This window comes from Verrucosispora sp. FIM060022 (assembly GCF_003977705.1).
Classification (GTDB): Bacteria; Actinomycetota; Actinomycetes; order Mycobacteriales; family Micromonosporaceae; genus Micromonospora; species Micromonospora gifhornensis.
In genome coordinates this window covers 39,052-59,266 of sequence record NZ_RQIV01000018.1, presented here as the reverse complement: position 1 = coordinate 59,266, position 20,215 = coordinate 39,052, and the positions used below count along the sequence as shown (strand labels likewise).

General features: G+C 73.2%; 17 protein-coding genes and 1 rRNA gene. 16 read left to right on the top strand and 2 right to left on the bottom strand.

The genetic code is table 11. The annotated features are described in order from the left end of the window. Positions 1-9 precede the first annotated feature (9 nt). A 5S ribosomal RNA gene (rrf, locus tag EG812_RS28120) occupies positions 10-126 on the top strand. A gap of 93 nt (positions 127-219) precedes the next feature. Here rrf and EG812_RS28115 read toward each other — a convergent pair. Beyond that, positions 220-2,064 carry a hypothetical protein gene (locus EG812_RS28115; RefSeq protein ID WP_126713379.1) on the bottom strand — a complete coding sequence of 615 codons (1,845 nt, stop codon included), beginning with the start codon at positions 2,062-2,064 and terminating at the stop codon, positions 220-222. On the opposite strand from EG812_RS28115, the gene EG812_RS28110 reads away from it, so the two are divergent. Both EG812_RS28110 and EG812_RS28105 read left to right on the top strand, forming a co-directional pair. Next, complete coding sequence (locus EG812_RS28110) at positions 1,966-3,015, top strand: tetratricopeptide repeat protein (RefSeq protein ID WP_502697219.1); 1,050 nt, start codon at positions 1,966-1,968, stop codon at positions 3,013-3,015. The two genes, EG812_RS28115 and EG812_RS28110, sit on opposite strands and share 99 nt — an antisense overlap. Beyond that, positions 3,012-4,031, top strand: coding sequence for an HAD-IIA family hydrolase (locus tag EG812_RS28105; RefSeq protein WP_126713377.1), 1,020 nt, complete (start codon positions 3,012-3,014; stop codon positions 4,029-4,031). The genes EG812_RS28110 and EG812_RS28105 overlap by 4 nt, the downstream gene beginning before the upstream one ends. 6 nt (positions 4,032-4,037) lie before the next feature. Here the strand turns inward: EG812_RS28105 and EG812_RS28100 are convergent, their stop codons facing one another. Then, entirely contained in the window at positions 4,038-4,376 is a 339-nt protein-coding gene (locus EG812_RS28100) for an SCP2 sterol-binding domain-containing protein (protein WP_043723725.1), read from the bottom strand. Positions 4,377-4,487: 111 nt separating this feature from the next. Here EG812_RS28100 and EG812_RS28095 point away from each other — a divergent pair, with 111 nt between their 5' ends. The 13 genes from EG812_RS28095 to EG812_RS28035 all read left to right on the top strand — a co-directional run bounded on the left by EG812_RS28095 (position 4,488) and on the right by EG812_RS28035 (position 20,200). Then, a complete protein-coding gene (locus EG812_RS28095) occupies positions 4,488-5,030 on the top strand; it encodes a hypothetical protein (RefSeq protein ID WP_126713376.1) in 543 nt (180 codons plus the stop codon). Then, complete coding sequence (locus tag EG812_RS28090) at positions 5,027-5,230, top strand: hypothetical protein (protein ID WP_126713375.1); 204 nt, start codon at positions 5,027-5,029, stop codon at positions 5,228-5,230. Before EG812_RS28095 ends, EG812_RS28090 begins: the two co-directional genes overlap by 4 nt. Positions 5,231-5,245: 15 nt before the next feature. Further along, positions 5,246-6,100: a TlyA family RNA methyltransferase gene (locus tag EG812_RS28085; protein ID WP_126713374.1), complete on the top strand. Its 855-nt coding sequence runs from the start codon at positions 5,246-5,248 to the stop codon at positions 6,098-6,100. A gap of 85 nt (positions 6,101-6,185) precedes the next feature. Then, positions 6,186-7,070: an NAD kinase gene (locus EG812_RS28080; RefSeq protein WP_013732852.1), complete on the top strand. Its 885-nt coding sequence runs from the start codon at positions 6,186-6,188 to the stop codon at positions 7,068-7,070. A gap of 497 nt (positions 7,071-7,567) precedes the next feature. Beyond that, positions 7,568-9,325: a DNA repair protein RecN gene (recN, locus tag EG812_RS28075; protein ID WP_126713373.1), complete on the top strand. Its 1,758-nt coding sequence runs from the start codon at positions 7,568-7,570 to the stop codon at positions 9,323-9,325. A gap of 118 nt (positions 9,326-9,443) precedes the next feature. Continuing rightward, positions 9,444-10,622, top strand: coding sequence for a putative cytokinetic ring protein SteA (gene steA / locus EG812_RS28070; protein WP_126713372.1), 1,179 nt, complete (start codon positions 9,444-9,446; stop codon positions 10,620-10,622). A 28-nt stretch (positions 10,623-10,650) separates the two neighbouring features. Next, a complete protein-coding gene (locus tag EG812_RS28065) occupies positions 10,651-11,592 on the top strand; it encodes a copper transporter (protein ID WP_126713371.1) in 942 nt (313 codons plus the stop codon). 94 nt (positions 11,593-11,686) lie between these two features. Next, positions 11,687-12,544, top strand: a complete 858-nt coding sequence (locus tag EG812_RS28060) for a hypothetical protein (RefSeq protein ID WP_126713382.1) — start codon at positions 11,687-11,689, stop codon at positions 12,542-12,544. Between the two features lies 1 nt (position 12,545). After that, positions 12,546-14,204, top strand: a complete 1,659-nt coding sequence (gene murJ / locus EG812_RS28055; protein WP_126713370.1) for a murein biosynthesis integral membrane protein MurJ — start codon at positions 12,546-12,548, stop codon at positions 14,202-14,204. 7 nt (positions 14,205-14,211) lie between these two features. Beyond that, the gene (locus tag EG812_RS28050; protein ID WP_126713369.1) at positions 14,212-15,345 is read left to right on the top strand and encodes a glycosyltransferase family 4 protein; all 1,134 of its coding nucleotides are present in this window, start codon (positions 14,212-14,214) and stop codon (positions 15,343-15,345) included. Continuing rightward, entirely contained in the window at positions 15,345-17,726 is a 2,382-nt protein-coding gene (locus EG812_RS28045) for a hypothetical protein (RefSeq protein WP_126713368.1), read from the top strand. Before EG812_RS28050 ends, EG812_RS28045 begins: the two co-directional genes overlap by 1 nt. A 138-nt stretch (positions 17,727-17,864) precedes the next feature. After that, positions 17,865-19,598, top strand: a complete 1,734-nt coding sequence (gene pyrG / locus EG812_RS28040) for a CTP synthase (protein WP_043720374.1) — start codon at positions 17,865-17,867, stop codon at positions 19,596-19,598. Then, positions 19,595-20,200, top strand: coding sequence for an NUDIX domain-containing protein (locus EG812_RS28035; RefSeq protein WP_126713367.1), 606 nt, complete (start codon positions 19,595-19,597; stop codon positions 20,198-20,200). The genes pyrG and EG812_RS28035 overlap by 4 nt, the downstream gene beginning before the upstream one ends. The last annotated feature ends 15 nt before the right edge of the window (positions 20,201-20,215 follow it).

The window sequence follows — 20,215 nt, the reverse complement described above, 5'->3', positions numbered from 1 at the left end:
TGATAGGGTTACGGCGGTTATGGCGGAAGGGAAACGCCCGGTTACATTCCGAACCCGGAAGCTAAGCCTTCCAGCGCCGATGGTACTGCACTCGGGAGGGTGTGGGAGAGTAGGACACCGCCGGACACACGTCACAGTCGAGGGCCACCCGGAATCGGGTCGGCCCTCGACTGCGTTGCGCCATGGAATGGCGCACTGAGGAAGGATGTACCTGTGAGTTCAGGAGCTCAGGGCGGAGACCGTCCCCGGAGCCAGGAGGGCCGGCCCGAGGGCCGTGACCGCGGCTTCCGCCGGGACGACCGCCCGTCGTACCGCGACGATCGTGACCGGGAACGTGGTTCCCGTGAGGGACGCGGTGACGGGGCTGACCGTTCCCGTTCCGGCGGTTTCCGCGAGGGTGACCGTCGTGAGGGTGGTTTCCGTCGTGACAGCGGCGAGCGTCCCGGTGGTTTCCGGGGCGGCGACCGCCGCGAGGGTGACCGCCGTGAAGGCGGCTTCCGGCGCGACGGCGGCGAGCGCTCCGGTGGTTTCCGCGGTGGTGACCGTCGTGAGGGTGGTTTCCAGGGCGGCGACCGTCGTGAGGGCGGGTTCCGTCGTGACAGCGGTGAGCGCTCCGGTGGTTTCCGGGGCGGTGACCGCCGTGAAGGCGGCTCCCGCGATGGCGAGCGCTCTGGTGGCTTCCGCGGCGGTGACCGTCGCGAGGGTGGCTTCCGTCCCGACAACAGGGAACGTTCCGGCGGCTTCCGCGAAGGCGGCGACCGTCGCGAGGGTGGCTTCCGCCGTGACAGCGGCGAGCGTCCCGGTGGTTTCCGGGGCGGCGACCGCCGTGAGGGTGGCTTCCGTGAGGGCGGTGACCGTCGTGAGGGCGGGTTCCGCCGCGACAGCGGTGAGCGTTCCGGCGGGTTCCGTGACGGCGGAGACCGTCGCGAGGGCGGCTTCCGCGGCGGTGACCGTCGTGAAGGTGGCTTCCGCCGTGACAGCGGCGAGCGTCCCGGTGGTTTCCGGGGCGGCGACCGCCGTGAGGGTGGCTTCCGTGAGGGCGGCGACCGTCGTGAGGGCGGCGACCGTCGTGAGGGCGGGTTCCGCCGCGACGGCGGCGAGCGCTCCGGTGGTTTCCAGGGCGGAGACCGCCGGGAAGGTGGCTTCCGCGGCGGGGATCGTCGCGAGGGTGGCTTCCGTCCCGACAACAGGGAACGTTCCGGCGGCTTCCGCGAAGGCGGGGATCGCCGTGAGGGCGGTTTCCGTCCCGACAGCGGCGAGCGTCCCGGTGGTTTCCGGGGCGGTGACCGTCGTGAGGGCGGGTTCCGCCGCGACGGCGGCGAGCGCTCCGGTGGTTTCCAGGGCGGAGACCGCCGGGAAGGCGGCTTCCGCGGCGGGGATCGCCGTGAGGGTGGCTTCCGTCGTGACAGCGGTGAGCGTCCCGGTGGTTTCCGGGGCGGTGACCGCCGTGAAGGCGGCTCCCGCGATGGCGAGCGCTCTGGTGGCTTCCGCGGCGGTGACCGTCGCGAGGGTGGCTTCCGTCCCGACAACAGGGAACGTTCCGGCGGCTTCCGCGAAGGCGGCGACCGTCGCGAGGGCGGCTTCCGCCGCGACGGCGGCGAGCGCTCCGGTGGTTTCCAGGGCGGAGACCGCCGGGAAGGCGGCTTCCGGCGCGACAGCGGTGAGCGTTCCGGCGGGTTCCGTGACGGCGGAGACCGTCGCGAGGGTGGCTTCCGCGGCGGTGACCGTCGTGAAGGTGGCTTCCGTGGCGGCGATCGTCGTGAGGGCGGGTTCCGTGATGGTGACCGCCGTGAGGGCGGGGTCCGGGGCGGTGACCGCCGTGAGGGTGGCTTCCGCGACGACAGGGGGCGCGGCGACGACGCGCGTGCTCGGCGGGACGGAGCGGAGCAGGCCGACGGTACGGCGGCCCCGACGCTGCCCGACGAGATCCTCGCGACCGACCTCGACAAGGACGTTCGCGCTGAGCTGCTCTCGATTGCCAAGCCGGTCGCGGAGACGGTAGCGCGTCACCTGGTGGCGACCGGACAGCTGATCGACGAGGACCCGGAGCAGGCGCTGGCGCATGCCCTGGCCGCGCGTCGCCTGGCATCGCGGATCTCCGCGGTCCGGGAGGCCGTCGGGCTGGCCGCGTACCACGCCGGCGAGTGGCAGACGGCGATCGCGGAGCTGCGGACGTACCACCGGATGAGTGGGTTGCAGAGTCACCTGGCGGTCATCGCGGACTGTGAGCGGGCCCTGGGCCGCCCCGAGCGGGCGATCGACCTGTTCCGCGGCGCCGACCAGGAGAAGCTCGACCGGGCCGTCGCGATCGAACTGCTGATCGTGGCCGCTGGTGCCCGAGGCGACCTCGGACAGCGGGACGCGGCCGTGGCCATGCTCCAGGTGCGTGAGCTGACCTCCGACACGGCGGAGCCGTGGACGGCGCGACTGCGGTACGCGTACGCCGATGCTCTGCTGGCCGTCGGACGGCGCGCGGAGGCCCGGGAGTGGTTCTCCCGTGCGGCGGAGGTCGACGCCGACGCCGAGACCGACGCGGCCGAGCGGCTGCTCGAACTCGACGGCGTGCTCATCGAGGGCGACGAAGAGGACGAGGCGGCCGAGGAACTGGTTGCCGGCCCCGGTGCGCCCGGAGCTGTCGAGACCCAGCCGGACACCGACGTGTCCGGAGCAGCTGTCGCGTTCGCCGAACACGCCGGTGACGATGACGCGGACAACGATGACGCGGACGACGACGAGGACGAGGACGGCGCGACCGAGGACGTGACCGTCGCCGTCGCCCTCGAAGGCGAGCCCGGTGACGCTGCGAACGCGGGCGACGCGGTCGAGGACAGCGCGGTCGAGGACAGCCCGGTCGTCGCGGTCGTCGAGGGCGACGCGGTCGAGGACGTGGCCGGGGAGGCTGCGGACGAGGAGCGGGACGCCGACGCGGTGGTGCCGCCGACGGTTACGCCCGTCGACGGTGCGGACCGGTCCGAGCAGGGTGGCTCGCCGGAGTCGGAGACGCAGCGGCGATGAACGGTGGCGGGGAACGGCTGGTCGACGGCTACGCCTTGGTCGTCTTCGACCTGGACGGCGTGATCTACCTGATCGACCGGCCGATCCCCGGCGCGGTCGAGGCCGTCGCGCGGCTGCATGATGAGGGCCGGGCGGTGGCGTACGCGACGAACAACGCGTCGCGTCGCGCGGCCGACGTCGCCGATCTGCTCACCGGAATGGGTGTGCAGGCCCGGCCGGACGAGGTGCTGACCAGCGCTGCGGCCGCCGCCCAACTGCTGGGTGAGCGGCTGCCCGCCGGGGCACCCGTGCTGGTGGTCGGTGCGGAGGCGTTGCGTTCCGAGGTCGCTGCGGTCGGGCTGAAGCCGGTGTCGCGGGCCGAGGACTCGCCGGTCGCGGTGATTCAGGGTTACGGTCCGCAGGTGGGTTGGGCCGACCTGGCCGAGGCGGCGGTGGCCGTGCGGCAGGGTGCGTCCTGGATCGCGACAAACACCGACCGGACGCTGCCCAGCGGTCGGGGACCGCTGCCCGGCAACGGTGCGCTGGTGGCCGCGTTGGCCACGGCGCTCGGTCGGCAGCCGGACGAGGTGGTGGGCAAGCCCGCACCGGAGTTGTTCGCCACCGCCGCGCGTCGCGCCGGTGAGGGGCGGACCCTGGTGGTCGGTGACCGGTTGGACACCGACATCGAGGGCGCCAACCGGGCCGGGTTGGACAGTCTGCTGGTCCTGACCGGTGTCAGTGACGTACCGGAGTTGCTTGCCGCGCCGTCGGACCGGCGTCCCACGTACGTCGGGTGGAATCTGGCCGGGCTCTTCGACCCGGCGGAGGTGGTGCGGGTGCCGGCGCCGGCGAGTGACGTCGGCGGCTGGCACGTGGTCACCGGCACCGACGGCTGGGAGTTGGCCGGTGCGGGGCGCCCTCTGGACGCGCTCGCGGCGCTCTGCGCGGTGGCCTGGTGGCATCGGCCGACCGGAGTACCCCGGGCGGCGTCGGCGGAGGCGGCGCAGGCGTTGGACGCTCTCGGCCTGGCCTCCTGACCGCGCTCAGAGCAGCTTGCGGAGCTTCATCAGGTCGAACGGGTTCGCCTTGATCGACACCCGGCGGTTGGCCACCGCGCGGGTGACGTCGAGTTCGCCGCGGACCAGGGCGACCAGGTCGTCGCTTGTCGTACTCAAGGCGATCTTGGCCTTGGGGTCGTCGCCGTCGGCGAGGTCGATCAGCCGTCCGTCGCTGATCCGGCCGTGGAAGGCAGTCTCCAGGTCGGTGATCCGGCAGGCCAGGGTGCGATCCAGGTCGACCCGCTCACGGACGGTCTGCGCGTTGCTCTCCAGCCGGGCGGCCAGATCCTGCAACGCCTGCCGGCACTCGTCCACCGTGGCCACCATCGCCTCCTCGCCACACCACGTCATCCCCCGGGCACCGTACCGCACGGGGTGGTCCGGGTGGCCCGGTAGCGTGACACCTGCAGACCCGCCGGGTGGAAGGAATCAGGCATGCAGGACGCGTGGCGCGCCTACCTCGAACTGGCCATGGGCTTGACGGAGGCGCCTCGGAAGAAGGCGCAGGACGCGGTGCGTCGGGCGATGGGCTCGACCGGCGCGACCGCCGCTCAACTCCAGGCGCTCGCCGACGAACTCCGTGCGACCGGAGCGGCGAACCGGGAGTCGCTGACCAAGCTGGTGCGGTTCGAGGTCGAGCGGGCGCTCGGTGCAGTGGGGCTGGCCAGCGCCGACGAGGTGGCCGAGTTGGAGCGCCGGGTGCGGGAGTTGGAGCGCCGGCTGCGTACGGCCGGCGCGGCGGGCGGGCCGGCGACGTCCGGCGAGGCTTCGTCGGTGGGTACGCCCGCGACCGCTGCGGCTGCCCCGCCCAGCAAGGCCCTGGCCAAGCAGACCGTGGCGAAGAAGACGGTCGCCAAGAAGGCGGTGGCCAAGAAGACGGTCGCGAAGAAGACGGTCGCCAAGAAGGCTGTGGCGAAGAAGGCCGCCGGTGGTGGGTCCGCCTCGGCACGTCGGGCGGACGCGGACGGCGCGGCATGAGTGCGCCGGGGCCACGTCCGGGTCCGCCGCCACGTCGCTGGAGCGCGGAGGACACCGACGACGTCGAGCACCCGGCGGTGCAGGCCGCGGTCCAGGCGATGGCCAACGCCGCGGCCCTGGCCCCGGCCGACCAGATCGCGCAGTACGAGGCCGCGTACCAGACGTTGCGGGAAACGCTGGCCACCATCGATCAGGCCTGAGGAGACCGTCGGTCAATGGCACGTCGAAACCGGTTGGACGCCGAACTCGTCCGCCGTGGCCTGGCCCGTTCGCGGGAGCAGGCGGCCGCTCTGGTGGAGGCCGGTCGGGTCCAGTTGCGGGGGGTGCGGGCCCACAAGGCCGCCGCCATGGTCGATCCGGCCGATCCGTTGCTGGTCACCGGGGACGATCCCACCTCGGAGTACGTGTCCCGGGGTGGCCACAAACTGGCCGGGGCGCTCGCCGCGTTCACTCCCGGCGGGTTGACCGTGGCCGGTCGGCGCTGCCTCGACGCGGGCGCGTCCACCGGGGGCTTCACCGACGTGCTGCTGCGCGCCGGTGCGGCCGAGGTGGTCGCGGTCGACGTCGGCTACGGGCAGCTCGCCTGGTCGCTGCGTAACGACGAGCGGGTACGGGTCTTCGAGCGCACAAACGTGCGGACGCTCACCACCGACGTGATCGGTGGGCCCGTCGAGTTGACCGTCGCCGATCTGTCGTTCATCTCGCTGCGGCTGGTGCTGCCGGCGCTGGCGGGCTGCACCGACGGGGACCTCGTCCTGATGGTCAAGCCGCAGTTCGAGGTGGGCAAGGAACGGGTCGGCGCGGGCGGGGTGGTGCGGGATCCGGCGCTGCGGGCCGAGGCGGTGCTCGATGTCGCGGCAGCGGCTGCCGGGCACCAGTTGGGTTTGGTGGACGTGGCGGCCAGCCCGCTGCCCGGGCCGAGCGGCAACGTCGAGTTCTTCGTATGGTTACGCCGGGGCGCGCCGCCGGCCGATCCGGAACGGGTCCGGGCGGTGGTCGCCGCCGGGCCGCAGGGTCCGACGATGTCCGGGGAGGTGCCGGGCGCGGCGACGGAGGAGGTCGCAGGGTGAGCGCGAACAGTGGGCGTCGAACGGCGTACCCGTACCGGCCGCTCGCCGGTCGGCGGGATGCTGCCGTGACCGGAGGGTGGGGCCGGTGAGCCGGACCACTCTGCTGGTCACCCACACCGGTCGTCGCCGCAGCACCGAGCATGCCCGGGCGGTGGCCTGCGACCTGATCGCCGCCGGTTTCGAGGTGCGGGTGGTCGCCGAGGAGGCCGAGGATCTGGACCTGCCCGGGGTCATCCCGGTCAGCGGCCCGCAGGCCGCCGAAGGCGCGGAGATCGTCTTCGCGCTCGGTGGCGACGGCACGTTCCTGCGTGCGGCGGAGCTGGCCCGACCGGCGAAGGTGCCGCTGCTGGGCATCAACCTCGGCAAGGTCGGTTTCCTGGCCGAGGCGGAGATCGATGACCTGGACAGTGCGGTCAGTGACGTGGTCTCCCGCAGTTACACAGTCGACGAGCGGCTCACCGTCGACGTCACGGCCGAGTTCGACGGCGGGCCGACCATCGAGTCCTGGGCGCTGAACGAGATCAGCGTCGAGAAGGGCGAGCGGTCCCAGATGCTGGAGCTGATGGTCGATGTGGATGGGCGGCCGTTGTCGCGGTACGGCTGCGACGGCGTCGTCTGCGCCACCCCGACCGGCTCCACCGCGTACGCGTTCTCCGGTGGCGGGCCGGTGGTCTGGCCGGAGGTGGAGGCGCTGCTGCTGGTGCCGATCAGTGCGCATGCGCTGTTCAGCCGTCCGCTGGTCACCGCACCCACGTCGACCATCTCGATCACGGTTGATCCGTACACCACGCTCGCGGTGCTGTCCTGCGACGGTCGGCGCGTCTACGACGTGCCGCCGGGGGCGCGGATCACCGTGCGGCGCGGGGCGCTGCCGGTGCGGGTCGTGCGGCTGCGGGATCGGCCGTTCACCGATCGGCTGGTGGCCAAGTTCGACCTGCCGGTGCAGGGCTGGCGGGGCTCCCGTCGCTGACCGGGCCCGCTTCGTGAGGCCCCGGCGGTAATCGGACGGACACCTGCCTGCCGGCCGGCGGTCCGCCTGGTGTCCACCTGGCGACGTGTCGCCGGTGTGGCGTGCCGCGACTGGTGACCGTGCGATGCGGCGCGTCGCAGACTCCGAGCACTCGAGGGCCTCCTGCTGGCGCAGCAGTGCCCTGCCGAGCGGGACGTCCGGCGCGAAGGGGGCGCAGCGCCGCGTCCGGTTCGGGGTCGGCCGGCAGGACCAGTCCTTGGGCGCGCAGGGCGTCGAGGTGGGTGATGATGTCGGTACGGGGGCGGTGCAGCCGTTCGGTCAGCTCGTCGATGTGGGTCGTGGTGAGCTGCACCAGGCAGCGGTAGAGCTCCTCCTCGGCCGGGGTCAGGCCGACCACCTCCGACATGGGGCTGAACTGTACGACGCTTGCGGTCGGGGCGCGCCGCGGCCCGCGCCGGCTGGTCAACTGTCGGGCACCGCGTCTACTGTCGGGTGCTGTGCTGGAAGAGCTGCGCATCACCGGACTGGGCGTCATCGAGGACACCACGCTGCCGTTGACCGGCGGGATGAACGTCATCACCGGCGAGACCGGTGCGGGCAAGACCATGGTGGTGACCGGCCTCGGTCTGCTCTTCGGTGGCCGGGCCGACGCGGGGCGGGTGCGCGCCCAGCCGGGTCGGGCGGTCGTGGAGGGGCGGTTGCGGCTGACCGGGCGGTTCGCCGAGACGGTGCACGCGCGCATCAGTGACGCCGGTGGTGAGCCGGACGAGGACGGTGCGCTGCTGTTGAGCCGTACGGTCACCGTCGAGGGGCGGTCGCGGGCGCATCTGGGCGGGCGGGGCATGCCGGTGTCGATGCTCGGTGAGGTGGGCGAGCAGGTGGTGGCGGTGCACGGCCAGTCCGATCAGCTGCGGTTGTTGCGGCCGGCCGAGCAGCGTGCCGCGTTGGACCGGTTCGCCGGCCCGGAGCACGAGAAGTTGCTGGACGCGACGCGGGAGGCGTACACGCAGTGGCGGCGGGTGGTCGACGACCTGGCCGACCGGCGGCGTAACGCGCGGGAGCGTCATCAGGAGTCGGATCTGCTGCGGTTGGGCCTCGACGAGATCACCCGGGTCGATCCGCAGCCGGGTGAGGACGACGAGCTGAAGGCGGAGGTGCAGCGGCTGGAGCATGCCGAGGGGCTGCGCGCCGCGGCGCAGTTGGCGCACCAGTGCGTGGCCGGTGGTCTGGAGGCCACCGACGACACGCCGGACGCGTCGACGCTGCTGGGCGCCGCCCGGCGGACGTTGGAGGCGCAGGCCGGCACGGATCCGGTCCTCGGTGAGTTGGCGGCGCGGCTGGAGGAGGCGGCGACCCTGGTCGCCGACGTGTCGGTGGAACTGTCGACGTATCTGGCCGGCCTGGATGCCGATCCGGCCCGGTTGCAGGCCATCTACGAGCGTCGGGCGGCGTTGCGGGCGTTGACCCGCAAGTACGCCGACGACGTCGACGGGGTGATCGCCTGGGCGCAGCGGGCCGGTGCCCGGTTGTCGGAGCTGGACACCTCGGATGAGTTGCTCGACGAGTTGGACCGGGAGGCGTCGCGGCTGGCCGGTGAGGTGGCCGAGTTGGCCGGGCGGTTGTCGGTGTCCCGACAGGAGGCGGCGGCTCGTTTCGCCGATCAGGTCACCGCGGAGTTGGCCGGGTTGGCCATGCCGCACGCCCGGGTGGAGGTGGCGGTGCTGCCCCGACCGGCGGGTCGGGCCGAGCCCACGTTGCCGGTCAACGGGGTGGAGGTCGGTGTCGGGCCGGACGGTGGCGACGAGGTCGAGTTGCGGTTGCTGGCGCATCCGGGTGCGCCGTCGTTGCCGTTGCAGCGGGGTGCCTCCGGTGGTGAGCTGTCGCGGGTGATGTTGGCCATCGAGGTCGTCTTCGCCGGCTCCGGTGGCCCGCCCACGTTGGTGTTCGACGAGGTCGACGCGGGGGTCGGTGGTCAGGCTGCGGTGGAGATCGGGCGGCGGTTGGCCCGGTTGGCCCGCAGTCACCAGGTGTTGGTGGTGACCCATCTGCCGCAGGTGGCGGCGTTCGCCGACCGGCATCTGGTGGTGGCGAAGGACACCGGTGGTGCGGTGACCACCAGTGGGGTGCGGGTGGTGGAGGACACCGAGCGGGCGCGGGAGTTGGCCCGGATGTTGGCGGGTTTGCCGGACTCGGATCTGGGTATCGCTCACGCGGAGGAGTTGCTGGCCGTGGCGGCCCGGGAAAGGCGGTCGTGAGACCATCATTGTGAGCGGAGGCACACCGGCCTTCGCCGGTATGTGCTTCCCTGGGTAGGCGGCCCTGCTCAGGCATGTCGCGACGGATTCGCCTGCCTCACATGCCAGGATGGTCACGATGCGTCTACCCACGTTGCGCCGGGCCCGGAACGCGGAACCGGGACAGATCCTCGGCACCGCACGCCTGGACCGCCGGACGAAACGCCTGGTCGGGCGGCTCCGCCCGGGTGACATCGCGGTCATCGACCATGTCGACCTGGACCGGGTCGCCGCCGACTCGCTGGTCGCGGTCGGTGTCGGTGCGGTGCTCAACGCCAAGCCGTCGGTCTCCGGCCGGTACCCCAACCTCGGGCCGGAGGTGCTGGTCTCCAACGGCATCCCGCTGCTCGACGACCTGGGTGAGGGCATCTTCGAGCGGATCCGCGAGGGCGACACCGTGCGGATCGAGGGCAACACGGTCTTCCTGGGTGACGACCCGGTGGCGCACGGCAGCCTGCAGGACGCCGAGAGCGTGGCCAAGGCGATGACGGACGCCCGGGAGGGCCTGTCGGTGCAGTTGGAGGCGTTCGCCGCCAACACCATGGACTACCTCCGGCAGGAGCGTGACCTGCTGCTCGACGGTGTCGGCGTGCCGGACATCGTCACCGAGGTCCAGGGCCGGCACTGCCTGATCGTGGTCCGGGGTTACGACTACAAGGCCGACCTGGACGTGCTGCGCCCCTACATCCGGGAGTTCAAGCCGGTGCTCATCGGCGTCGACGGTGGCGCCGACGCGCTGGTCGAGGCCGGCTACACACCGGACATGATCATCGGTGACATGGACTCGGTCACCGACGACGTGCTGCGTTGCGGCGCCGAGGTGATCGTGCACGCCTACCCGGACGGGCGGGCGCCCGGCCTGCCCCGGGTCAACGGCCTGGGGGTGTCGGCGGTGACCTTCCCCGCCGCCGCCACCAGCGAGGACCTGGCCATGCTGCTGGCCGACGAGAAGGGCGCCTCGCTGATCGTGGCGGTCGGCACCCACGCCACCCTCGTCGAGTTCCTCGACAAGGGCCGCGGCGGCATGGCCTCGACGTTCCTCACCCGGCTCAAGGTCGGCGGGAAGCTGGTCGACGCCAAGGGCGTCAGCCGGCTCTACCGGCAGGGCATCTCCGGTTCCTCCCTGTTGCTGCTGGTGCTCTCGGCGGTCGCGGCCATGGCATCGGCGGTGGCCGTCTCCACCGTTGGTAAGGCGTACCTGGGTGTGGTCTCCGAGTGGTGGGACAATTTCGTGTTCCAGCTCGGCCAGCTCTTCTAGCCCCCGACCGATTCAAGAGGCTGCAAGCGTGATCAATTTTCGCTACCACGTGGTTTCCCTGACCGCGGTCTTCCTGGCACTGGCGATCGGCCTGGTGGTCGGCACCGCCGCGCTCAACGGCCCGGTGGCCGACTCGCTCAAGGAACACGTCGACGCGCTGAGCAAGGCCAACCAGCAGATGCGTCAGACGGTCCAGAGCATGGAACGGGAGCTGGAGCTGGAGGAGCAGTTCGCCGCCGAGATGGCGCAGATCACGCTGCCGGGCAAGCTGACCGGCAAGCGGGTGCTGGTGCTGACCACGCCGACCGGCCGTGACCACGCCGAAGGTGTGATCAAGATGTTGCAGTTGGCGGGCGCCGACCTCACCGGCCGCATCGATCTGCAGGACAAGTTCATCAACCCGGAGAACAACAACAACCTGCTGGAGCTGGCGGTCACCGCGGCCCGGCCGACCGGGGCGCCGACGGCCAACCTGCCCGGCAACGGTCACGGGGTGGAGACCTCCAGCGCCCTGTTGGCCACCGTGCTGCTGGATCAGCCGGCCGGGTCGGAACCGGTCACCGAGGCCGACCGGCGGGCCGTGCTGGCCGCGTACAGCAACGCCAGCTATCTGAGCGCCGCCGACCGGATCACCATGGCGGCCGAGGCGGTGGTGGTGGTGAGCGGGCTGCCGTACGTGGACAAGGACTCCGCCAAGAAGGACGAATCGGTCGTCAAGATCGCCGAGCAGTTCGACCGGACCGGGGGCATCGTGGTGGCCGGCAACGGCTCCGCTAACGGCAACCTGGTGGCCTTCGTCCGCGGCGACGCCGTGCTCGCGCAGACCATCTCGACCATCGACAACGCCAACACCGTGCAGGGGCAACTGGTCACCACGCTGGCCCTGGTGCAGCAGCTTACCGAGCGCAAGGCCGGTCAGTACGGCGTGGGTGACAATGCCGCGTCGCTGCTGCCTAAACTGCCCCAGTGAGCGCCGGTGCACCCGGTGCACCGAATTCGACGATGTCCGCCGACTGGCAGGAGGGCCGTGTGAGCGTGCGGAGCGAGGCGGCGGCGTGACGATCGTGCGGGGACTGCTGGCGGCGGGCATCGGGGCGGCTGCCGCCCGGTACGCGCTGCGTCAGGTGCGGACCTCCCCGGCCGGGGCCGGGCTTGCGCGGACCAACTTCCGTGGCCGTACCGTCACCCTGGCGGCCGGGCCGGCGCTCGCGGCGGGCGCCAGCGGCGCGGCGGCGTGCGGGGCGGCGAGCGTGCCGGCCGGCGCGGCGACCCTGCTGGCCGGGCTCGGCGCCGGTGCCGTCGGCCTGTACGACGACGTGGTCGGCGCGCGGCCGGAACAGAAGGCGTACAAGGGCTTCGCGGGGCACCTCGCCGCGCTGCGGCAGGGCCGGGTCACCGCCGGCCTGGTCAAGATCGTCGGGGTGGGTGCGGCCGGTCTCGGTGCCGCGACGCTGCTCGCCGCCGACCAGGGCGTGGCCGGGCATCGGCGGCGGCAGCGGCAGGGCCCGCTGGGTCGCGGCGTCGACGTGCTGCTCGGCGCGGGTGTGATCGCCGGGACCGCGAACCTGCTCAACCTGCTCGACCTGCGGCCCGGGCGGGCGTTGAAGTCCGGCCTGCTGCTCGGCGCACCGTTGACCGCGGGCCGGCAGGGTGGGATCGCCGCCGGTGCGGTCGGTGCCGCCGCCGGGCTGCTCCCCGCCGACCTGGACGAGGACGTGATGCTCGGCGACAGCGGCGCCAACGCCCTCGGCGCGGTGCTCGGCGTGGCGTTGGCCGCCCGCACCGGCCCGGTCGGTCGGGCCGCCCTGCTCGCGGTGCTCGCCGGACTCACCGCCGCCAGCGAGAAGGTCAGTTTCACGAAGGTCATCGCGAGTACGCCGGGGCTGCGTGACCTCGACGCGCTGGGCCGCCGCCCCGACTGACGTGACCAGACCGGCCCCCCTCGCCGGCGCCGGCCGGGTGGCCTCGGCTGCCGCGCTCATCGCCGTACTCACCGTGCTCAGCCGGGTGGCCGGGTTCGGGCGTACGGCCGTGTTCACCTGGGTGGTCCAGGACAGCGACCTGGGTGCGATGTACGTGCTGGCCAACACCGCACCCAACATCATCTTCGAGATCGTGGCCGGTGGGGCGCTGGCCAGCCTGGTCGTGCCGCTGCTCGCCGGTGCGGTCGCCGCCGGTGACCGGCGGGCGGTGGCGGCCACCACCGGTGCCCTGCTGACCTGGACGGTGACCCTGCTGGTGCCGTTGGCGGTGCTGTTGGCGCTGGGCGCCGGCCCGCTGATCAACCTGCTGGGGGACAGCCGGTCGCCGGAGGAACTCGCCGCCGGGGCCCGGATGCTGCGGGTCTTCGCGCCGCAGTTGCCGCTGTACGGCATCGGCATCGTGCTCAGCGGTGTGCTGCAGGCGCACCGCCGCTTCGCCTGGCCGGTGATCGCGCCGCTGCTGTCCAGCCTCACCGTGATCGTCGTGTACCTGGTCTTCGTCGGGGTAGCCGGGCCCGGGGCGAGCGTGGCGCAGGCCGGCCGTGGCGCGGAGCTGATCCTGTCGGCGGGCACCACCCTCGGCGTGGCGGTGTTGTCGCTGTCGCTGCTGATCCCGATCCGCCGGCTGCGGTTGCGGCCCCGCTTCGGCTACACGTTCACCGCCGACGCCCGGGCCCGGGTGGGTGGGCTGGCCGTGGCCGGGGTGGTGACCGTCACCGCCCAGCAGGTCGCGCTGGCGGTGATCCTGTACCGGGTCGCCGGTGGGCTCACCGAGGCGCCGCAGGTGTTCAACCTCGCCCAGACCTTCTACCTGCTGCCCTGGGCGGTGCTGGCGGTGCCGCTGGCCACCGCCGCGTACCCCACCCTCGCCGCGGCCTCCGCCGGCGGCGACGAGCAGACCTACCGTCACACCCTGGCGGCCACCCTGCGCGGGGTGCTGCTGCTCAGCTTCCTCGGCGCTGCCGTGCTCGTCGGCACGGCCGGGCCGATCGGGCGGTTCTTCCCCCTCAACGCCGACGCCACCGCCCACGCCATCGCCGGGTACGCCCCCGGGCTGCTCGGGTACGGGCTGTTCGCGGTGCTCTCCCGGGCCCTGTACGCCCGGGGGGCGACCCGCTCGGCCACCGCCGCCATCACCGCCGGATGGCTTGTCGTCCCGCTGGCCCTGCTGCCGCTGTCGACGCTGCTGCCGGTGGCCGACCGGGTGCTCGCCGCAGCACTTGCCAACTCGGTGGGCATGCTGCTGCTCGGCGGGCTGCTGCTGCTGGCCGTGCGGCGCGCCGCCGGGCCGGTGGCGCTGGCCGGTGCCGGCAGGGCCGCCGGCGCGGGACTGCTGGGCGCCACCGCGGGGACGCTGGCCGCGCTGGGCCTGCTGCGGCTGCTCGCGGACGCCGACGGCACCCCGACGCGGTGGGTGGCCCTCGGGCAGGGCATGCTGTCCGGAGCCTTGGTCGGTGTCGTGTTCCTCGCCGTGGTCTGGTTGGTCGACCGACGCGACGTGCGTCCGGTGCTGGCCGGGCTGCGCCGACGGCTGCCGGCCCGCGTACGGGGTAGGCAGGCGGACGGGAACCGCCCGGAGCAGGCCGACGGGAAGGGGTGATCAGCCGGTGGGCACGCCTGAGCGGACGGGCACGGTGGTGCTGCTGCTGGCCTCCAGCACCGGTGGTGTCGGACAGCACGTGCGGGCACTGACCCGCGGGTTGACCGCCGCCGGGCTGCCGGTGCTGGTCTGCGGGCCCGCGGCGACCCAGGACCAGTTCGACTTCGAAGCGGCCGGTGCCCGGTTCGCGGCGGTGGAGATCCCGGCCAGCCCCGCCCCCGGCGACGCCCGGGCGGTCGCGGTGCTGCGTCGGGTGCTCGCCGACGAGCAGGTCCGGGTCGTGCACGCGCACGGACTGCGCGCCGCTCTGGTGGCGGTGCTCGCCCGACCGTCCGCCCCGCTGGTGGTCACCTGGCACAACGCGGTGCTCACCGGTGGGTTGCGGGGCCGCATCTCGCGCCTGGTCGAGCGGATCGTCGCCCGGGGCGCCCGGGTCACCCTCGGCGCGTCGGCCGACCTGGTCGACCGTGCGGTCGCGCTCGGTGCGCCCGACGCCCGGCTGGCGCCGGTGGCCGCGCCGGTGCTGCCTGCGCCGCGTCGAGGGCGCGCCGCCGTACGGGCCGAGTTCGCCGTCGCCGCCGACCAGCCGTTGATCCTCTCGGTCGGTCGGTTGCACCCGCAGAAACGCTACGACGTGTTGATCGACGCCGCGGCCCGGTGGCGGGAGCGCACCCCGCCCCCGGTCGTGGTGATCGCCGGCAGCGGGCCGGCGTATCTGCCGCTGGCCGCCCGGATCAGTGCCGTGCGCGCGCCGATCACCCTGCTCGGGCACCGCACCGACGTGGCGGACCTGCTCGCCGCTGCGGACCTGGCCGTGGTGACCAGCGACTGGGAGGCGCGTCAGTTGTTCGCCCAGGAGGCGTTGCGTGCCGGCGTACCGCTGGTGGCCACCGCGGTGGGCGGCCTGCCGGAGCTGGTCGGCGATGCGGCCGTGCTGGTGCCGCCGGGCGACGTCGACGCGGTCGACGCGGCGGTGCAGGGTCTGCTCGACGACGACGCCGGCCGCGTCGAGTGGGGGCGGCGTGGCGCGGCGCGGGCAGCGACGTGGCCCACCGAGACGGACACCGTCGCCCAGGTGGTCGCGCTCTACGCCGAACTGGCCGCGCCGGACGCCGACGCCTCGTCGACGGGACGTCGGTGATGCTGCGACGAGTCGCTCCGATCGTGCTCACCCTGGTCGTGGTGGTGGTGGGCATCTTCGCGTTGGCGGCGGGGCCGCGGACGCCGCCGCCTCGACCCGGCGCCGACTTCGTGGTGCTGGTCGGGGTGGCCGGGCTGCGGTGGGACGACGTCGACCCGCAGCGCACCCCGACGCTGTGGCAGTTGGCCCGCGAAGGGTCGATCGGGTCGCTGTCGGTGCGTTCGGCCTACCGGCCCACCTGCCCGCTGGACGGCTGGTTGACGCTGGGGGCGGGCAGCTTCGCCGGGTGGACCGGCGGTCAGCGGGACGGCACGTGCCCGCCGACCGAGGTGAGGGTGGACAAGCCGGACCGTATCGGCGCGAACCTGCCGGAGCAGGAGAGCGTGGTGATGCACAACCAGGACCGGCTGCCGTGGGGCACGGTGCCCGGCGCCCTGTCGGAGTCGGTGCGCTGCTCGGTGGCGGTCGGTCCGGGTGCGGCGGTGGCCGCCGCCCGACCCTTCGGCCGGGTCGACCGGTACGAGCCGACCCTGCCGGCGGATCCAGCCGGGCTACTCGGCTCCTGCGTGCTCAGCATCGTCGACCTGGGCACGGTCGCCGGCACCGACCCGGCCGAGCGGGCGGCGGCGGCCCGCGACGCCGACGCGCAACTGGCCCGGGTGCTGGCCGCCCGGCCACCGCACTCGCTGGTGATCGTGGCCGGGGTCGCGGACACCGAACAGCCGTCGCGGCTGCACGTGGCCGTCGCCGACGGGCCGGGTTGGGACAACGGCTGGTTGACCTCGCCGACCACCGGGCGTCGCGGCTACCTGCAACTGATCGACCTCGCGCCGACCGCGTTGACGGCGTTGGGTCGTCCGATGCCGGACCGGCAGTTCCTCGGCCGACCCGCCGAGTCGGTCGGTGGCCGGCCGGACGACCTGGCCGCGGCGATCGCCGAGCCCGCCGACGCCGACCGGGAGGCCGCCGCGCAGCGGGAGGTCGCCGGCGGGTTCTTCATCCTGCTGGCCGGCGTGCAGGTGGTGTTGGCGGTGGCGGTGCTGCCGCTGCTGCGCCGGGCCCGCCGACACGCCGGACCGTACGGTCCGAAGCCGGTGTCCCGGCGGGTGGTGGCGGTGGTGGAACTGCTGCTCGTCGCCGCCGCGTTGGCCATGCCGGCGGCGCTGCTGGCCGAGGCGGTGCCCTGGTGGCGCAACACCTACCCGGCCCTCACCTTCGCCGGGCTGACGGCTGCGCTGCTCGCCGCCGCGACGCTGCTGGTGCGGCTCGCGCCGGGCTACCGCAGCACCCTCGGCCCGCTGGGCGCGGTGGCCGGGTTGACCATGCTGGCCGTCGGTCTGGACGTGGTCACCGGCGCGCGCCTGCAACTCAACGGGGTCATCGGCTACTCCGCGTTGGAGGGCGGCCGGTACGCCGGGCTCGGCACCGTCGGGCTCGGCGTGTTCATCGCCGCCTCGCTGCTGACCGCCGGATGGCTGGCCCAGCGGGTGCGTCGCGAGTGGCGGCCGACGGTGATGGTGCTGATCGGTGGTGCTGCCGTGGTGGTGGTCGGCAGCCCCTACCTGGGCGCCGACTCGATCGGGGCGATCGCGTTGACCGCCGGGGTGAGCGTGGCCGCGGCGATCAGTACCGGCGGCTGGCTGACCATGACCCGGCTGGCCTGGGCGGGCATGGCCGGGCTGGCGGTGATGATCGGGTTCGCGGTGGTGGACCTGGGTCGTCCGCCCGGCGAGCGGGGGAGCCTGGGCCGGTTCCTCGCCGCCCTGGGCGACGGTACGGGCGGGTTGACGGTGCAGCGGTCCAGCGCGTCGAGCTTCCAGACCCTGGTCAACAGTCCGTTGACGGTGCTGGCGCTGGTCGGGGCGCTGTTGCTGTGGTTCGCGCTGCTGCAACCGTGGGGCGGCCTGCGGCGGCTGTTCGGGATCTATCCGGCGATCCGTGCGGCGATGGCGGGCACCGGTGTGGCGGTCGGGATCGGTGGCGTGCTGGGCGCGGTGGCCCTGGACGTGGCCGGTGCGGCCGCGGCGGTGGTGGTGCCGATGGCGGCGCTGTCCGCGCTGCGGGTGCTCGACCACGCCGCGGACCGGACCCGACCCGCCACCGACCGCCCCCAGGACGCCGGGCCGTCCGATGCCGGGCCGCCTGCTGCCGGGCCGTCGGATGCCGGTTCGTCCGATGCCGGGCCCGCTGACGCCGACCGCTCTGATGCCGCCTCGCCGCAGGCCGGGGCGTCGGATGCCGACTCGTCGGGCGCCGGGGCGGTCGGTGCCGGCGACGAGGGCAGCGGCACCGCCCCGGCGGGCGACGCCGGGGCGTCGCACGAGCCGCGACGCGACCGGGGCCGGGCGATACGGTCATCGGCCGAGGTGGCGACCGGGTGAGCCGATGAGGCGTACCTCGGGTGCGCCACCAGGCCCGCACCGGGAAGGTGTTAGCGTGGAATCCCGTGGATCGCGTGATCACTTCGCTGATCGGCTCGGCGGTCTGCACGACCGCGACGGACGACACGGGAGCAGGCCTTGGCCCCAACAGCACGGACGACCAGGCACATTTTCGTCACCGGGGGAGTCGCCTCCTCGCTGGGTAAGGGGCTGACCGCCTCCAGCCTCGGCAACCTGCTGACCGCGCGGGGACTGCGCGTGGTGATGCAGAAGCTCGACCCCTACCTCAACGTCGACCCCGGAACGATGAACCCGTTCCAGCACGGCGAGGTCTTCGTCACCGAGGACGGCGCCGAGACCGACCTCGACGTCGGCCACTACGAGCGTTTCCTGGACCGGGCGCTGTCCGGCAAGGCGAACGTCACCACCGGCCAGATCTACTCCGACGTGATCGCCAAGGAGCGGCGCGGCGAGTACCTCGGCGACACCGTCCAGGTGATCCCGCACATCACCAACGAGATCAAATCCCGGATCCTGGCGATGGGTGACCCGGACGACGACGGCCGCACCCCCGACGTGGTGATCACCGAGGTGGGTGGCACGGTCGGTGACATCGAGTCGCTGCCGTTTTTGGAGGCGATCCGTCAGGTCCGCCACGACCTGGGCCGGGACAACTGCTTCTACCTGCACGTGTCGCTGGTGCCGTACCTGGCGCCGTCGGGGGAGTTGAAGACCAAGCCGACGCAGCACTCGGTGGCGCAGCTGCGCAACATCGGCATCCAGCCCGACGCGATCGTCTGCCGCTCCGACCGCGACATCCCGGACAAGCTCAAGCACAAGCTGTCGCTGTACTGCGACGTCGACGCCGAGGCGGTCATCGCCGCCCCGGACGCGCCGAGCATCTACGACATCCCCAAGGTGCTGCACCGCGAAGGGCTCGACGCGTACGTGGTGCGTCGGCTCGGGCTCTCCTTCCGCGACGTGGACTGGGACGGCTGGGACGACCTGCTGGAGCGGGTGCACCAGCCGCAGCGCACCATCACCGTCGCCCTGGTCGGCAAGTACGTGGACCTGCCGGATGCGTACCTGTCGGTCAGCGAGGCGATCCGGGCCGCCGGGTTCGGCAACCGGGCCCGGGTGCAGCTGCGCTGGGTGCCCAGCGACGACTGCGTCACCCCGACGGGCGCGGCGGCCGCCCTGGCCGGTGTCGACGGCATCGTCATCCCGGGTGGCTTCGGGGTGCGCGGCATCGAAGGCAAGATCGGCACCGCCCGGTACGCCCGGGAGAACGGCATCCCGCTGCTCGGGCTCTGCCTCGGCCTGCAGTGCATGACCATCGAGGTGGCCCGACACCTGGCCGGACTCGAAGGGGCCAACTCGGTGGAGTTCGACGCCGAGGCCGTGCACCCGGTCATCGCCACCATGGCCGACCAGGAGGACATCGTCGCCGGCAAGGGCGACCTGGGCGGCACCATGCGGCTGGGCGCGTACCCGGCGAAACTGGCCGAGGGGTCGATCGTCGCCGAGGCGTACGGCAGCACCGAGATCAGCGAACGGCACCGGCACCGCTACGAGGTGAACAACGCCTACCGTGACCAGCTGACCAAGGCGGGGCTGCACATCTCCGGCACCTCGCCGGACGGGCGGCTTGTCGAGTTCGTCGAACTGGACCGCGAGCTGCACCCGTTCTTCGTGGCCACCCAGGCGCACCCGGAACTCAAGAGCCGTCCGACCCGGCCGCATCCGCTGTTCGCCGCGTTCGTGCAGGCCGCCGTGGCGTACTCGCAGGCCGACCAGCTTCCGGTCGACCTGGACGCCGCCGAGCGGGTCACCCGCAACGGCACCGCCGCGCCGGCGACGTCCGCGTCGTGAGCGCGGTCGAGCACCGCTACGAGGTGCGCTCCCGCCAGGTGCGCTACTCCGGGCGCATCTTCGAGGTGGTCTCCGAGGAGGTCACCATGCCCGGCGGTGGCACCGCCACCCGTGACCTGGTCCGGCACGTCGGCGCGGTGGCGGTGGTGGCGCTCGACGACGCCGGTCAGGTGGTGTTGATCCGGCAGTACCGCCAGCCGGTCGGCCGACGGTTGTGGGAGTTGCCGGCGGGGCTGACCGACGTGGCCGGCGAGGACCCGGCGGTCACCGCGGCACGGGAGTTGGCCGAGGAGGTCGACCTGACCGCCGGCCGTCTCGACGTCCTGGTCGACCTGCACAGCTCGCCGGGCTTCACCGACGAACTGGTCCGGGTCTTCCTGGCCCGCGATCTGGCCGACGTGCCTGAGCAGCAGCGCCACGACCGGCACGACGAGGAGGCCGACCTGCAGATCGTCCGGATCGACCTGGACGAGGCGGTCGGCATGGTGCTGGCCGGCGAGATCACCAATGCGTCCTGTGTGGCCGGGCTGCTCGCCGCCGCCCGCGCCCGCGACGCCGGCTGGTCGGCGCTACGCCGGGCGGACGCCCCACTGCCGGGCTGAGCCGGGAGCAGACGA